General features: G+C 61.0%; 12 protein-coding genes. 8 read left to right on the forward strand and 4 right to left on the reverse strand.

Annotated features, from left to right (window positions below):
• Nucleotides 1-57 precede the first annotated feature (57 nt).
• The 4 genes from D3P04_RS07525 to D3P04_RS07540 form a co-directional block, all read right to left on the reverse strand.
• Complete coding sequence (locus D3P04_RS07525; RefSeq protein WP_119747457.1) at nt 58-2,169, reverse strand: bifunctional sugar-binding transcriptional regulator/dihydroxyacetone kinase subunit DhaK; 2,112 nt, start codon at nt 2,167-2,169, stop codon at nt 58-60.
• Nucleotides 2,166-2,801 (reverse strand): dihydroxyacetone kinase subunit DhaL, encoded by a 636-nt coding sequence (gene dhaL / locus D3P04_RS07530; protein WP_119747459.1) that lies wholly within the window; start codon nt 2,799-2,801, stop codon nt 2,166-2,168. The genes D3P04_RS07525 and dhaL (D3P04_RS07530) overlap by 4 nt, the downstream gene beginning before the upstream one ends.
• A 68-nt stretch (nt 2,802-2,869) precedes the next feature.
• Nucleotides 2,870-3,502, reverse strand: a complete 633-nt coding sequence (dhaL, locus tag D3P04_RS07535; protein ID WP_119747461.1) for a dihydroxyacetone kinase subunit DhaL — start codon at nt 3,500-3,502, stop codon at nt 2,870-2,872.
• A gap of 13 nt (nt 3,503-3,515) precedes the next feature.
• On the reverse strand, nt 3,516-4,526 hold the full coding sequence (locus tag D3P04_RS07540; RefSeq protein WP_119747463.1) for a dihydroxyacetone kinase subunit DhaK: 1,011 nt from the start codon (nt 4,524-4,526) through the stop codon (nt 3,516-3,518).
• Between the two features lie 189 nt (nt 4,527-4,715).
• Between D3P04_RS07540 and D3P04_RS07545 the strand changes: the two genes are divergently transcribed.
• The 8 genes from D3P04_RS07545 to aroQ all read left to right on the forward strand — a co-directional run bounded on the left by D3P04_RS07545 (nt 4,716) and on the right by aroQ (nt 14,670).
• Nucleotides 4,716-5,723, forward strand: a complete 1,008-nt coding sequence (locus tag D3P04_RS07545; RefSeq protein ID WP_220475285.1) for an ABC transporter permease — start codon at nt 4,716-4,718, stop codon at nt 5,721-5,723.
• A 24-nt stretch (nt 5,724-5,747) separates the two neighbouring features.
• Complete coding sequence (locus D3P04_RS07550; RefSeq protein WP_119747467.1) at nt 5,748-6,752, forward strand: substrate-binding domain-containing protein; 1,005 nt, start codon at nt 5,748-5,750, stop codon at nt 6,750-6,752.
• Nucleotides 6,753-6,824: 72 nt separating this feature from the next.
• A complete protein-coding gene (locus D3P04_RS07555; RefSeq protein ID WP_119747469.1) occupies nt 6,825-8,384 on the forward strand; it encodes a sugar ABC transporter ATP-binding protein in 1,560 nt (519 codons plus the stop codon).
• A 2-nt stretch (nt 8,385-8,386) separates the two neighbouring features.
• Nucleotides 8,387-9,427 carry an ABC transporter permease gene (locus D3P04_RS07560; protein ID WP_119747471.1) on the forward strand — a complete coding sequence of 347 codons (1,041 nt, stop codon included), beginning with the start codon at nt 8,387-8,389 and terminating at the stop codon, nt 9,425-9,427.
• Between the two features lie 141 nt (nt 9,428-9,568).
• A complete protein-coding gene (locus D3P04_RS07565; protein WP_119747473.1) occupies nt 9,569-10,963 on the forward strand; it encodes an amidase in 1,395 nt (464 codons plus the stop codon).
• Nucleotides 10,964-11,010: 47 nt separating this feature from the next.
• Nucleotides 11,011-12,507, forward strand: coding sequence for an aldehyde dehydrogenase family protein (locus tag D3P04_RS07570; RefSeq protein ID WP_119747475.1), 1,497 nt, complete (start codon nt 11,011-11,013; stop codon nt 12,505-12,507).
• A 507-nt stretch (nt 12,508-13,014) separates the two neighbouring features.
• Complete coding sequence (locus D3P04_RS07575; protein ID WP_119747477.1) at nt 13,015-14,220, forward strand: nucleotide sugar dehydrogenase; 1,206 nt, start codon at nt 13,015-13,017, stop codon at nt 14,218-14,220.
• Between the two features lie 18 nt (nt 14,221-14,238).
• Nucleotides 14,239-14,670, forward strand: a complete 432-nt coding sequence (gene aroQ / locus D3P04_RS07580; protein WP_119747478.1) for a type II 3-dehydroquinate dehydratase — start codon at nt 14,239-14,241, stop codon at nt 14,668-14,670.
• Nucleotides 14,671-14,679: the final 9 nt, after the last annotated feature.

Raw genomic sequence — 14,679 nt, forward strand, 5'->3', positions numbered from 1 at the left:
AGCTCCGGCTTTGGTAAATCGCAACGAAACTGCTTGGGCGCAGCGACGATTTAACCCTCAGGCGTCCGGACAAAAGGTCAAAGCGATACTGTCGCATGGGTGTTGCAGGAAATCCTGCAATTCCTCGTCCAGAACCAGCATGGATACCGATAACCCCGCCATATCCAGAGATGTGCAGTAATCACCCAGCCAGCTTTGCACCACCTCGATCTTGCGGGCCGCAAGTCGCTTGTGGATACGACGGTTCACGATTGCCAACTCCATCATGGGCGTGCTGCCCAGCGTGTTCAGCAATAATGCGATGCGGGCGCCGGCACCCAGTGATGCATCTTCGATCAGCGTCTCGATGATCCTGTCCGCGATACCGTCCGCCGTCATCAGATCGGCACGCATGACTCCGGGTTCGCCATGTATCCCCACCCCCAGTTCGATCTCGTCGGGTCCAAGCAGAAAACTGGGCCGGCCCGTTTCCGGCAAGGAACAGGCCGACAAACCCGCCCCCATGCTATAGGTATGCGCATTGGCCTTTCCGGCGATCCGTTCGCATTCGTCAAGCGACAGCATCCGGTCGCAAGCCGCCCCGGCAATCTTGAAAACGAACGCATTCCCGGCGGTTCCCCGCCGCGCAGCGCGGTCGCTGGCAGGTGAGGAGGCGACATCGTCGGTAGTGATGACGCTGCGAACCGCAATGCCCTCGGCCGCGGCCATTTCTGCCGCCATCTCGAAATTCATGGTGTCGCCGGTGTAATTGCCGAAAACATGCAGAACCCCCGCGCCGCCATCTGCCTGCCGGGTGCAGTCGAGAATGCGGTCGGGCGGCGGCGATGAGAAGACATTCCCGATAGCCGCCGCATCGGCAAGGCCCGGGCCGACATATCCCAGGAACATCGGCTCATGCCCGGCACCCCCGCCGATAACCAGCCCCACCTTTCCCGAAGGTGCAGGATGGGCCCGCGCCAGCGATCTGAGCGATCCTCCAATCGGGCGAAGATATTGCGGAAAGGCCAGAAGCATTCCTTCGATCGCCTCGTTCACGGCATCGCGGGGATCGTTCAGTATTTTCTTGACCGGCTGCATGCCCGCCATAACAGGAGGCTCGTCCCGATCGCGACCTGGGAGAGTGGGAGGTCGGCGGGTCAGGCTCTGACGCTGAACCTCGATGCCGTCGGCGCGCAGGATCCCTTCGGCAGTGGCGGAGTCGGTGACAAGGACGTTGACAAGCTCGCCGCGCAGGGCGCCAAGAATCGCCTGCACCTTGTCGAAACCTCCGCAAACGCCGATCCGGGTAGGCACCCGCAACAATCCGGGAAGATCGATCCCGATTGTGCGGCCGTCCAGCGACCCGGGAACCGTCTTGCCCGCCGCATCGTAGAATCTTCCGGCAATTGCGCCCACCGCATTGCGATAGTTGTCACGGTTTTCTTCCGGAGTGGTCAGGAATCCGCTTGCTTCCACGGTCGAGCCGGGCCTGAGCGGTGAAAGGCCAAGAAGGACCATGTCCAGCCGGGTCAGATTGGACAATTGCGCGGCCAGCACCGGCTCTTGCAGCAACCCGTCACGCATCCCGGGATCGGACAGGATCGCCGGGGACGAGACCGGGATCATCCGGGCAGAAAGGTTCTGAGCCAATCGCGTAGCGCAAAGTTCGGGCGCATAGGACAGATCGGCCGTCATCGCCCCGGTTGCCGGCATCACGGTCAGATCGGAAAGACCGGAATCCCCGGCGGCTTCGGCAACGGCCAGCATGGTGCGCCCCCAGCCGATGCCGATCATGTCGCCCGCCCGCAGATGCCAGCCCAGCCCTTGCGCGCCGGCGCGGCCAAGCCGTTCGATCAGGCTTGCCGTGCCGCCCTCGGCCGGAATGACAAGGCAATCCTTCAGTCCGAAATGCGCCGATAACTGACGCGCCAGGGACAGAGCCCGGAACCGGTCGCCATTGATCGAGATATTGACGATGCCCTGCTCGCGCGCTTCTGCCAGATAGGCGATAACGGTCGGACGTGAAATGCCCATGACCGACGCGATTTCGCTTTGGGTCAGTTCGTCCTCGTAATACAGCCATGCGGCCCATAACAGCGGGTCATCGCCAAAGCGCAGTGGCGCCCGCGGCTTGGCCTCTGCCGCTCCGCCTTCGCCACGCGGCAAAGCTGTCGCCCGGCGCCTGCTCATTCCCTGGGATCCGTTTCCCGCACGACCCCGGCAAGAGATGTCAGGATGACAAATGCCGATTGTGCACCGGGATCGATCCGCCCCAGGGTCCTGCTGCCCAGCCGCGCCGCGCGACCACGGCTGGCCACCATCGAACGGGTGGCCTCAAGCCCCGCGCCGGCTGCGTCCAGAACCTCCTGCATCGGATTGTCCGTAACACCTGCCGCCGCAGCGGCATGGGCCGCGGGTTCCCAGACATCCATCATCGTGCAATCTCCGGGCGCCGCCTTGCCGCGACCGGCAATCCCTTCGCTGAACCCGGAAATCAGCGATGCAAGCGCGATACCGTCCGGGTCCGCGCGTCCTGCGGCGCCAAGGAAACCGGATGCATAAAGCGGGCCGACCGTAGCCCCGACCGCTTGCAGAAATGCCCGCCCCGCGGCCCTGAGACAGTCAGGCAGATTCTCCGAGTCGCACAGATCGAAGCCACGCATCGCGGCGTGAAACCCGTCCGCCATCGAGGCGCCGTGATCGCCATCCCCGACTTCGCCATCCAGCGCAGATAATTCGGACCGCGCCTCTTCCAGAGATTGCGCGGCGCGTAGCAGAAACCGCCGGATCGCGGATTTGTCCAGATATATGCCTGTTGTCATCCTGAAGGCTCCCGGTAACCCGGGCTCCAGCTTGACGGTTATGGTGGATGCACGCAATCTCTTGCCGCTCAGGTCAGGCGCTTTTCGACCCCATCCGCAAGCGCGTGCAGGATCAGGCAACAGGAGGCGGCACCAGCATCCAGCACCCCGCGCGACCGTTCTCCCAGACGGCTGGCACGACCGATCCGGGCAATCATGTCCTTCGTCGAATCGCGACCCTCGGTGGCTGCCTGCCGCATCGCCGCGAGCATGACCGGAAATCCTTCGGAAGCGGTTTCTTCCGCCGCAGCGACAGCCGGGACCAAAGCATCCAGCAGGCATTTATCGCCCGCCTTAGCCTCACCGATGGCCATCACGCCCTCACAACCTGCCGCAAGCATCCGGGCGAATAATGCCGGGTCGATCACCTCTTCATCGGCGACGACATCCGCCATATCCGAAAAGAACATGCCATAAAGCGGCCCCATCGAACCGCCGATCTCACCCATCAGGACATCCGTCACGGTGGCGAAGGCAGCATCAAGCCTGTCACCGTCACCAATTCTTTCGGCGGCGCGGGCAAAGCCCTTGGCCATGTTGTTGCCATGATCTCCATCGCCGATCTTGCCGTCGATTTCGGACAGCCACGCACGGTTTGAAACGACCGCCTCGGCGATCCCGCGCACAACAATGCCCGAGCCGGCATTTGCAAATCCCGTCATCCTCTTCCCTCTCTCACGATTTTGCACGCACGGTCAGACCGGGCGATTCCGCCTCCATATCGATCAGTTCCTTCAGCTGCGGATCCAGCTTCATGACGGTGAGGGTCGCGCCCATCATCTCGAGCGAGGTGAAATAATTGCCCACGAAGCTGCGGTGAACGCGGATTTCCCTGGTCTCAAGCTGTGATTCAACCCGGTCATACAATACGTAAAGCTCGTTGACCGGGGTCGCGCCAAGCCCCGAAAGCAGAACGCAGACCTCATCGCCCGCCTCAAGCTGATGATCCGCCAGAATGATCTCCAGCATCCGGTCGGCCACCTCATTTGCCGGCAGCAGCTCGACCACATCCGTGCCGGGTTCGCCGTGATGGCCAATGCCGATTTCCATCTTTCCGGGAGCGATCTCGAAATTCGGCTTTCCATTGGCCGGCAATGTGCAAGGCGCCAGCCCCACCCCCACCGAGCGGGTCGCATCGATGGCAGCCTGCGCGACCTTTTGCACGTCCTCCAGCGAAGCACCCCGCGCGGCGCATGCGCCGCCGACCTTCCACATCAGGATCTCACCTGCGACGCCGCGCCGAAGCCCGCGTTCGGCCTGCGGAGCCGAGCAGACATCGTCATTGGCCACCACGGTCAAGACCCGGATGCCTTCTTTCGCGGCCATACGCGCGGCCATTTTCACATTCATATTGTCGCCCGCATAATTGCCATACAGCACGGCAACGCCTTCGCCACCATCGGCAGCGCGGATCGCTTCCAGAAATGCCTTGGCGGTCGGAGACGAAAACAGTTCCCCGACTGCCACAGCATCGACGAGATTCCGCCCGGTATAACCGATAAACGCAGGCTCATGACCCGAGCCGCCTCCGGTCACGACACCGACCCGCCCCTTTTCCCCGCAGCCATGCGACAGCACGACCCGCGGATTGGCGTCGGACAACCGGACCAGATCGCGATGAGCGCGCAGGAATCCGGCAACCGTCTCGTCAACGATGTCATCCGGATCGTTCAAAAGTCTCTGCATATCGCTCCTCCCAGAAATCCGTGCGGCTGAAATACCGGTGGCACTTTCATTTCGAAGAACTGCCTTCGCTGTCAACCAGAATCGACAATTCATTTTTACATATTGAATTTAAATATTGACAAATGTCAATTTGAAGAGTTTCCTCGGCAACATTCCGGTCCAGCGCCGGACAAGTGGGAGGGGAAGATTTTGCCACGCAGAGCCGATGCTCAGCTCATGTTTCTGGTCGCGCTCAATGCGCTTGTCCTGCTTTCCAGCCTGATCCTGGTTGATCGGCAATTCTTCTCGCTGTTCAATTTTCAGTCCATGGGAACCCAGGTGCCGGAACTGGGACTTCTGGCGCTTGGCGTGATGCTGGCCATGGTTTCGGGCAATGGCGGAATAGATCTTTCCGGGATCGCATTGGCCAATCTGGCCGGGGTCATCGCCTTTCTGCTGGCCCCCCTGATATTCTCATCCGAAGACGCGCCGGCCGCATTCTTCCTTGCATTTGCCGGGATCGCCCTTGCCACCGGCATGCTTGGCGGGGCATTGAACGGTGCGCTGATCGGATATGCGGGGATGACGCCGATCATCGCCACGCTAGGCACCCAGCTTCTGTTTACCGGGCTGGCCGTCGGCCTGACCGGCGGGTCCGCGCTGAGACTGGGTTACGTGCAGATCATCGATGATTTCGGCAATATGCCGATCTGGGGCATCCCCTACAGTTTCGCCCTGTTCCTGCTGATCGCCGCAGCGCTTGCGGTGCTGCTGAAATTCACCCGCTTCGGAAACCATCTGTTCCTGATGGGCTCGAACCCGAAAGCCGCGCGTTTCGCGGGGCTGCGCGTGCAGTCCATGCTGTTTCGCACTTATCTGCTGGCCGGAATTCTGGCGTCGATCGCCGGGATCATCATCGCCGCGCGCAATTCCAGCATCAAATGGGACTATGGCAGCTCTTACGTTCTGGTCGCCATCCTGATCGCGGTCATGGCCGGAGTGCGCCCCGAGGGCGGTTATGGCCGGGTGATCTGCGTCGTGCTTTCGGCAATGGCGCTGCAAATCCTTTCGAGCCTGCTCAATTTCATGCAGATTTCGAATTTTTTCCGCGACTGCGCCTGGGGGCTGATGCTGCTTCTGTTCCTGGCCAATGCACGCGTCGACTGGAATGCCTACATCCCCGCCGCCCTGCGCGGCAACGCCCGTCAGGGCAGCTAACACCGTAAGGAGGAGAAGATTTTCATGAAACGCCATACCCCATTCCGTATCGCCGCCGCCGCAGCGGGCATCGCCATGCTCGGCAGCGGCGTCCTGGCGCAAGAGGGCGACAAGGAGGCCGTTACCGTCGTCAAGGTCACCGGTGAAAACTGGTTCACCCGCATGGAAGAAGGCGTAAAGGCTTACGGTCAGGAACATGACGGCATCGCCACCCGGCAGGTCGGCCCCGCCCGCGCCGATGCCGCTCAACAGGCTGCCATCGTGCAGGACCTTGTGGCGCAAGGGGTCGATGCGCTGGCGATCGTGCCGATGGATCCATCTTCGCTGGAAGGCATTCTGCGCCGGGCAATGGGTCGGGGAATCACCGTCATTACCCACGAGGCAGATAATCTCGAAAATACCCAGCTTGACCTTGAAGCCTTCGATAATGCCGAATTTGGGGCCCGCTTCGCCACGCGCATCGCCGAATGCATGGGAGAAAAGGGCAAATGGACATCCTTCGTCGGATCGCTGGGTAGTCTGACCCATGTTCAATGGGCCGATGGGGGCGCAAAATACATGGAGCAGTTTCCCGAGATGGAACTGGTCTCCCCCAAGAACGAAAGCTTCAACGACGCCAACCGCGCCTATGAGCTTGCCCGGGAAATCCTGCGCACCCATCCCGATATCCGCGGCTTTCAGGGCGGGTCCGCCATTGACGTGATCGGCATCGGCCGGGCCGTCGAGGAAGCGGGACTGGAAGACAAGACCTGCGTTTACGGGCTTGGCCTGCCGCGCGACACATCGGAATATCTGGAAAGCGGCGCGGTCGATGGCATCTCGTTCTGGGATCCCAAGGATGCGGGCTATGTGATGAATGTCCTCGTGGACATGACGCTGAAAGGCGAAGAAGTCGAATCCGGCATGGATCTGGGCGTCCCGGGTTATGAGGATGTCACCGTCTCGGATGGCCCCGGCGAAGGCAAGATCGTTCGTGGTCAGGCATGGGTCGATGTAGATGCATCGAACTGGAAGGACTACCCGTTCTAAACCCGAAAGGGACGCGGAGCCGGAGCGCATCGCGTCCCTTCCATCTTTCGCAATTCCGGAAATCCTGCAGTCATGCCAGAACTTCCCGCCACCCGTGGCACCCCTTTTCTTGAAACGCGCGCGCTGCACAAGTTCTATGGCGGCGTGCATGCGCTGAGGGGCGTGAGCCTTACGATCAATTCCGGAGGTTCCTATCACCTGCTGGGAGAGAATGGCTGCGGGAAATCCACCCTGATCAAGATCATTTCGGGCGCGCAGCCCGCCAGTTCAGGGCAATTGCTGATCCGGGGGCAGGACATGACCGGACTTGACCCGATTGCCGCGCTCGATGCCGGGATCGAAACGGTTTACCAGGATCTGTCGCTTCTTCCCAACCTGTCGGTGGCAGAGAATATCGGCCTGTCACAGCAGTTGGTCGAAAGTTCTGGCCGGTTGTTCCGCCGCATCAGCCCGGCGCAGATCGACGATGTCGCGCGCCGCGCCCTGTCCGAGGTGAATCTGCCCACCGATCCCGAGTTTCTGGCGCGCCAGATCCAGACGCTTCCGATCGCCATCCGCCAGCTTGTCGCCATCGCCCGCGCCATCGCCAGCAAGGCCGGGCTGGTCATCATGGACGAACCCACGACCTCGCTGACAAAACGGGAGGTGCGAAACCTGATCTCGGTGATCCGGCGCTTGCAGGAAAGCGGCACGGCGGTTCTGTTCGTCACCCACAAGCTGGACGAAGCGCGGGAGATCGGTGGAACCGGTCTGGTGATGCGCGACGGTGAGCTGGTGCAGCAATGCGATGTGACGCAGGCAAGCAATGCCGAGATCGGGCTGTGGATGACCGGCCGAGAGCTTGAACAGGGCCGCTATCGCCGCTCGCCAGGCACGCCCCCTGCCCCGCTCATGCAGATTCAGGGGCTGGGATTGAAGGATGCCTATCGCGATATCGATCTGACCATCGGCGCCGGAGAAATTCTTGGTGTTACCGGGTTGGCCGATTCAGGACGGAATGATCTTGCAAAAAGCCTTGCCGGGCTGGCTCCGCCCGATCGCGGGAAAGTGGTGCTGGAGGGCAGGCCGCTTGATCCGTCCGAGCCTGCAAGCATGATCTCGGCAGGGATCGCCTATGTTCCCGAAGACCGGCTGACCGAGGGGCTTTTCCTCGAAAAATCCATCTCGGCCAATGTCACCATGTCCGTTCTGGACCGGCTGCGCAATTCGCTGGGCCTTCTGAATCGCCGCAAGGCTCGGGCGCTGACACAGAAAACATTGGACGAGCTACGGATCGTCGCCGCCGGGACCGAAGCTCCGGTACAGTCTCTTTCCGGCGGAAACCAGCAGCGCGTGCTGATCGGCCGCTGGCTTGCGACCAGCCCCCGGGTTCTGATCCTGCACGGGCCGACAGTCGGCGTGGATGTCGGATCGAAGGATACCATCTTCAGGATCATTCAGGCGCAGGCCGAAAACGGCACCGGGATCATGCTGATTTCAGACGATCTGCCGGAACTCCTGCAAAACTGCGACAGGATCGCGGTCATGCGCGACGGGGCCGTCAGCCGTATCTTCACGGCCGAAGGTCTGGAAGAAGAAACCCTGTATAACGAGATCGCCGGGAGCGGCGGCGAGAATGCGCGGGAAGGATGACGATGACCGCAGCCCGGACTGTTCAGACCGATGACACCACCAAACCGGGACGGCTTGCGCAGCTATGGCTGTGGTCGGCACGCCACCCGGCAGTATTCCCTGCCGCGATGATCGTGATCACCTGCGCCATCATCGGGGCAGTGAACCCCGACTTTCTGCATGTCGCCAACCTGTTCGACATTCTCCGGGCCTCGGCGATCCGCGGATTGCTTGCGCTTGGCGTCTTCGTCGTATTGGCGGCAGGCGGTCTGGACGTTTCCTTTACCGCCATTGCCGCCTTCGTCATGTATTCCCTGACCCTGATCGTGGTGAATTTCCTGCCCGGCGCGGGCATCGTTCCGATCCTTGCCTGCGCGGCGCTGGCGGGGGGCGTTCTGGGTGCGGTCAACGGGCTGCTGGTCAATGCGCTGCGGGCGCCTGCACTGATCGTCACGATCGGCACCCAATATGCCCTGCGCGGCGCATTGCTAAGCTTTGTGGGCACCGCCCTCTTCATGAACATCCCCGGCTCGATGAGTGCATTCGGGCAGATGCCGCTGGCAACCGTGACCACCGCGCGGGGCCTTACCGTCACCCTTCCCGCCTATGTGCTGCTGACGGTCATAGTGGCACTGGCAACATCGTGGATGCTGAACTACACGCTGATCGGCAGAGCGGTCTTCGCCGTGGGGGGCAAGCCCGAAATCGCGGCGCGGCTTGGCTTCCGCGTGGCGCATGTTCGCATCTTCGTCTTCGCATATGCCGGAATGCTGGCTGGCATCGCAGGAGTGCTGCATGTCTCGGCGAACCGGCTGGCAAATCCCTTCGATCTTGCGGGGACCGAACTTCCGGTCATCGCCGCGGTCGTGCTTGGAGGCGCGCGCATTACCGGAGGCTCGGGTACGGTGCTGGGAACCATGCTCGGCGTGATCCTGATCACGCTGGTCTCCAGCGTTCTTATCCTGCTTGGTATTCCCAGTTCATGGCAAACGGCCATTCTGGGCGGCTTCATCATCCTTGCGGGCCTGTTCTTTGCGCGGATCGACCGGATGATTCTGAAATAGCGCCCTATCGGCGGGCACTGTTCCTTCCGCGACCAGTGCAAGGAAGGAAAGGCTTGATCGCCGGCGCCAAGAATATACCCTTCCGTCATCGGCCCGGCAGAACGACCGAGGCAATCGCCCAAAACGGAACGAGCAGAACGCATGACGGATATTCTTGAACTCTCGACGCGGCAGCTCATCGCCGCATTCAATTCACGCGCGCTGTCGCCGGTGGAATATATGTCGGCCCTGATTTCACGCATCGAGGCTTCGGAGCCAAAGGTGCGGGCGCTTTGGCTGTTTCGCCCCGAGCAGGCATTGGAGGACGCGCGGGCCTCGGAAGATCGCTATCTGCAAAATGCGCCGAAAGGGCGGCTTGACGGGGTTCCGGTCACGGTCAAGGAACTGATCGCGACCAAAGGCGATCACGTCCCGCAGGGAACCGCCGCCATTACGCCCTTCGCCGCCAGTGAAGACGCCCCCACGGCGGCGCGCCTGCGTGAAGACGGGGCGATCATTTACGCGAAAACCACCTGTCCGGATTACGGGATGCTGTCATCGGGGCTGTCGTCATTTCATCAGCTCAGCCGCAACCCCTGGGATCTGACCCAGAATCCCGGAGGCTCCAGCGCGGGCTCAGGCGCAGCCGGAGCGGCGGGTTACGGAAGGCTGCATGTCGGCACCGATATCGGCGGCTCGATCCGGATTCCCGCTGGCTGGACGGGACTGTTCGGGCTGAAGCCCTCCTTCGGCCGGGTGCCCATCGACCCCTATTATACCGGCAGGGTCGCGGGGCCGATGACCCCCACCGTCGATGATGCCGCGATCCTGATGCAGACGATCACTCGCCCGGACTGGCGCGATGCGACATCGCTCAAGCATGAGAATATCGACTGGGATGCGGGGCCAGTTGAGCTTCGCGGCATGAAGATCGGGCTGATGATGGAGGGTGGATGCGGAAATCCGGTTCACCCCGAGATCGCGGATGCCGTTCAGAACGCCGCGCGAATGTTCGAGGAAAACGGCGCGACCGTGGTCCCCGTCGCCCCTGTCCTGACCCGCGAGATGCTGGACGGGCTTGGCATGGCATGGGCCGCGCGGGTCTGGTCAATGATCTCGAAACTGGAACCCGGGGCCCGGGACCGTATCCTGCCCTATATCCGGGACTGGGCGGCAACCGGCGCAGAGACAAGCGGCCCCGAGGTCGCCGCAGGTTTCGAGCAGGTTTTCACCATGCGCCGCACCGCCAACGAGGCCCTGCACGGACTCGACGCGATCATCTCGCCGGTGAACCCGGATCGCAGCTTTCCGGCCGAACTACCCTCGCCGACGAATGACCCTCGGCGCAATTTCGAGCATATCGCATTCACGGTCCCCTGGAACATGGGTGAACAGCCCGCGGCCTCGGCCCATTGCGGGATGACATCTACCGGAATCCCGATCGGCCTGCAGATCGTCGGGCCGCGTTTCGAGGATCTGGCGGTTCTTCGTATCGCCCGCACATGGGAAGAGATGCGCGGCCCCGTAACCGACTGGCCGCGCTTCGACCGCCCATAGCATCATCCGGGCTCATCACGCCGAACCCGAATATCTGAAGGAAAGACATGACGATTTCATTCGATCCTCGCGCCAAGGCCGATGCGATGTACAAGGGCGCCTTTCAGCCGATGCTCATCGGGGGTGATTGGGTGCCCGCGTCATCCGGACAGGTGATGGAAGCGATCAATCCCGCCAATGGCAAATTGCTGGCGCAACTGCCGCGCGGACAGGCCGAGGATGTGGACGCGGCCGTCGATGCAGCGCGCAAGGCACTTGAAGGCCCGTGGAGCAGATTCAAGCCCTATGAACGTCAGGCCCTGCTGCTACGCATCGCAGATCTGGTCGAGCAGAACTGGGAAACGCTTTGCGTCTCCGACACGCTCGATATGGGCCTGCCGATCAGCCGCACCTTGGCGAACAAGCGCCGTGTCGTCGGCATGCTGCGGTTTTATGCGGGCATGGCGACGGCATTGCATGGCGAGATGATCGAGAATTCGGTCCCCGGCGAGGTCGTGTCCTTCACGCGCAAGGAGCCGATCGGGGTGGTGGGCGCCATCATTCCGTGGAACGCGCCCACCGCCTCGTCGATCTGGAAGATCGCGCCGGCGATCGCGACCGGCTGTACAATCGTTCTGAAACCATCCGAAGAAGCCTCGCTGACGCCGCTGATGATCGGTAAGCTGATGCAAGAGGCGGGATTGCCCGACGGCGTCATCAATATTGTCACTGGCACCGGCGCCGAGGCGGGGGCGCGGCTATCCGAACATCCGGGCGTCGACAAGATCGTGTTTACCGGCTCGACCGCGACCGGTCAGGCCATTGCCCGGGCATCTGTTGGCAATCTCAAGCGCGTTTCGCTTGAATTGGGAGGGAAATCACCCGTTATCATCTGCGCGGATGCCGATCTGGACCGGGCTGTTCCCGTTGCGGCCATGGCGGTTTACGCCCATTCTGGGCAAATCTGCATTGCCGGCTCGCGCCTTTTCGTGGCCCGCCATATTCATGAGGAATTTGTCGAACGCCTTGCCCAATACGCAAGGAATCTGCGGATCGGCGATGGCATCGACCCCGAAATCGATCTGGGACCGTTGATCAATAGGCGACAGGCCGGAAAGGTCGAGAAGTTCATCGTTTCGGCCCATGATGAAGGCGCGAGGCTGATCACCGGCGGGATGCGCCTGACCGATAACGGTCTGGATAGCGGCAATTTCATCGCACCCACCGTCTTCGGCGACGTCAGAGACGACATGACCATAGCCCGCGAGGAAATCTTTGGCCCGGTCATTTCAGCCATGCCCTTCGATACGATCGAAGAGGCCGTCCAAAGGGCGAATAACACGCCATACGGGCTGGCGGCGGGTGTATTCACCCGGGATCTGGGCATGGCACATAAACTGACCTCGCGCCTCAGGGCAGGCTCGGTCTGGGTCAACATGTATCACGCCATCGATCCTGCCGTACCGTTCGGAGGGATGAAAATGTCAGGATATGGCCGCGAGGGTGGGCGCGAACATCTGGACGAATATCTGGAAACCAAGGCCGTCTGGATCCAGACCGACTGATTTTGCAGCAAGGCCGTTTAGGTGCTCTTTGCAGATCCCGTTATTCCCCAACCGGCGACCTTCTCCGCCACCATTTTTGGGCGGCCACGGGGTTGTGGATTGGGCAGTCGGCGGTCAGCCATTCGGGACCCAATGCCGTCGGCTTCGCCATGAGATTAAACGATCCTTCAACCTCCACGCGTCCTGCCACTTGTCAACGCAATTGACGCCCTGTTAAAGTTTCAGCCCGACGCACGGCCGGAAAATCCTGCAACAACGGATATAAATAGCTGATAATAATGAATTTAAAAGGTCGCCGCACAATATCTCAGCAAAATGAGCAACGGGTCTGTCCACGCTCGAAAACCATCGGGATTCCGCAGTCTCAATACGGACAATCATGACAAAACCGATTGATATCGCGCAACGCGACCGATTACAGGTGCGGAACGCGGCCCCCAAATCGCCTTGGATGCGTTGGCTCTGCGATAGCAGCTATCGCGTGATCAGTCAGAAGGCGACAAAGAGATGAACAACGAAAAAACCGCCTCGCCGGGCCCCATACCTACCGCCATTGCCGTGGCAGGGCTTGGTTACGTCGGTCTCTCCAACGCAGTGCTGCTGGCGCAGCAACACGATGTGCGCGCCTTTGATATCGATCCGGCCCGGGTGAATATGGTCAATAATCGCCAATCGCCCATCGAAGACCCGGATATCTCGGAATTCATGGCCAACAGGCCGCTGAACCTGACCTCCACGACCGATGCCATGCAGGCTATGGAAGGCGTCGAATTCGTGATCGTCGCGACGCCAACCAATTATGATCCCCGGACCAATCGCTTCGACACCTCGACCGTCGAGGCGGTCATAGCCGATGCGCGCAGGCTTGCGCCCGATGCCACCATCATCATCAAATCGACCGTGCCGGTGGGTTTCACGGCCCGGATGCGGGAAGAAACCGGTTTCGACAATCTCATCTTCGTGCCTGAATTCCTGCGTGAAGGCCGGGCACTTTACGACAATCTTCATCCTTCGCGAATCGTGGTCGGGGATCATGGCGATCCGGCGCGACGCTTTGCCGATCTGATGGTCGAGGGCGCGATCTGCAAGGATATGCCCGTGCTGTTCACCGGCCCCACCGAGGCCGAGGCGATCAAGCTGTTCTCGAACACCTATCTCGCCCTGCGCGTTGCCTATTTCAACGAGTTGGACAGCTACGCCTTACGCTTTGGCCTGAGCACGCGCGAGATTGTCGAGGGTGTGAGCCTCGATCCCCGTATCGGCAGCCATTACAACAATCCCAGCTTTGGTTATGGCGGATATTGCCTGCCCAAGGACACCAAACAGCTTCTGGCCAATTACGAGGATGTTCCCCAAAACCTGATCTCGGCTATCGTGCAATCGAACACGACACGGAAGGATTTCATCGCTGAAAGGATCGTCGAGCTGAGGCCACGCGTGGTCGGCGTCTACCGGCTGGTGATGAAGGCCGGCTCGGATAATTTCCGTGACAGTTCCATTCAGGGGATCATGAAGCGGATCAAGGCCAAGGGGATCGAAGTCATCGTGTATGAACCGGTGCTGAAGGAGGATTTGTTTTTCAACAGCCGGGTTATCCGCGATCTGGACGCCTTCAAGGCAGAGGCCGACCTGATCCTTGCCAATCGCCGGACGGATGTGCTGGCAGATGTGGCGGAAAAGGTCTTTACGCGCGATCTTTTCGGGTCGGACTAAAGACAACGGAGGGGAAGAATGGCTGTGATCTATGTGCTGAACGGGCCGAACCTGAATCTGCTGGGCAAGCGTCAGCCCGAAATCTACGGGCGCGATACGCTTGAGGATGTGGAACTGCTGTGCCGCGACGTGGCCGGTGACCATGAGATCCGTTGCCTGCAATCGAACTGGGAAGGCCAGATCATCGACTGGATTCACGAAGCGCGCGAACAGGCGGCGGCAATCGTCATCAATCCAGGCGCATTGACGCATACCTCGGTTGCCGTACTGGATGCGCTGAACGCCTTTGACGGCCCTGTATTCGAGATTCATATCAGCCAGGTGCACAAGCGCGAGGCATTCCGCCATCATTCCTATGTCTCGCTGCGCGCCGACGGGGTGATTGCGGGTCTCGGAATCGAGGGTTACGCCGCAGCGGTGCGGCGCGCGGTTATGCTGATCGGGGACTGAGTGCGGGGC

This window comes from Paracoccus onubensis (genome assembly GCF_003591515.1).
GTDB classification, from domain to species: domain Bacteria; phylum Pseudomonadota; class Alphaproteobacteria; order Rhodobacterales; family Rhodobacteraceae; genus Paracoccus; species Paracoccus onubensis.